This window comes from Hymenobacter daeguensis, assembly GCF_054780555.1.
Genome location: NZ_BAAGWC010000068.1, coordinates 1 through 797 on the forward strand (window position 1 = coordinate 1; position 797 = coordinate 797).

1 protein-coding gene is annotated in these 797 nt (G+C 69.8%); it reads right to left on the reverse strand.

All coding sequences use genetic code 11. From position 1 onward, the window contains the following. Positions 1 to 11: 11 nt before the first annotated feature. Positions 12 to 766 (reverse strand): IS5 family transposase gene (locus ACYVHT_RS23310; protein ID WP_460557801.1). Its coding sequence is split into 2 segments (ribosomal slippage): positions 12 to 433 and positions 433 to 766, totalling 756 coding nucleotides; the frame shifts between segments, so codons are not numbered across the junction. Between the last annotated feature and the right edge of the window lie 31 nt (positions 767 to 797).

A 797-nucleotide genomic window follows, 5' to 3' on the forward strand; every position in this document is an offset into this window, starting at 1 on the left:
GCTAGGAGTTGTTAACAGTCACGCAACCAGAGAACGGTTGCGGCGAGGTGAATAAAGGCCAAAAAATGGGCATCCAACTTCTCGTAGCGCGTGGCCACGCGGCGGAACTGCTTGAGGCGGCTAAAGAGCCGCTCGACGGGGTGGCGCTGGGCGTAGCGGGCCGGGTCGTAAGCCCGCGGATGGCGGCGCTTGCGCCGGGGCGGAATCACGGCCACGGTGCCGCGGGCGGCCAGGGCGGCCACCAAGGGGTCGGAATCGTAGCCCCGGTCGGCCACGAGGTAGGCCGGAGCCAGCCCGTCGAGCAGCGGCAGGGCCTGCGGGGCATCGTGGCGCTGGCCGGCGCTGAGGCGGCAGCGCACCGGCCGGCCGCGGGCATCGGCCGCCACGTGCACCTTGGTCGTCAGCCCGCCGCGGCTGCGCCCGAGGGCTTGCGGTCCGTTTTTTTGCGCGCTCCGCTCGCGTGCTGGTGCGCCCGCACCGTGGTCGAGTCGACCAGCAACGTGTGCAGGGCCGCTTCGTCTTGCACGGCTTCGAACACGCGCTGCCACACGCCCGAAGCGGCCCACCGCTGGAAGCGCGTGTACGTCGTGTGCCAGTTGCCTCGCTCTTTGGGCAGGGCCCGCCACCGAGCCCCATTGCGCGCCAGCCACAGCACGGCTTCCACAAACTGGCGGTTGTCGCGCCCACGCCCGCCACTCGTGCCCGGCCGCCCCGGCAACAGCGGCGCCAACCGCGCCCACTGCGCGTCCGTCAACATTTGCTCCATGCCACAAAGTAATCACTGTTAACACTTCCTA